Source organism: Pseudomonas frederiksbergensis (genome assembly GCF_003732665.1).
Lineage (GTDB): Bacteria > Pseudomonadota > Gammaproteobacteria > Pseudomonadales > Pseudomonadaceae > Aquipseudomonas > Aquipseudomonas frederiksbergensis_G.
In genome coordinates, this window is record NZ_MOBP01000198.1 from 1 (window position 1) to 289 (window position 289).

Annotated in this window: 1 protein-coding gene; it reads right to left on the minus strand. The window is 45.0% G+C overall.

Annotated elements, in window-relative coordinates; all coding sequences use genetic code 11:
• The coding region (locus BK665_RS33795; protein WP_148053305.1) for a pentatricopeptide repeat-containing protein at nt 1-289 on the minus strand (289 nt) is incomplete at both ends.

Sequence of the window (289 nt, forward strand, 5' to 3'; positions counted from 1 at the left end):
AATATACAATCGGGAAGAACACACATCCTTGTCATTTCATCAAGCAGCTTCTTAACCACATGGGTACTTCCTTCCCTCAGAAATGCATCTATAAGTACATTAAATGTCACCATGTCCGGCCTAATCCCCTTCCCACACATCTCCTCAAACAACTCATAACCCCTCCTAGTCCGGCGCGCCTTACAGAACGCCGTAATAACAGTATTATACGAAACAACATCACACATCCCTTTGGTCTGCATCCTCTCCACCATCATCAAATAAGCCCTATCCACCATATTCGCCTTGC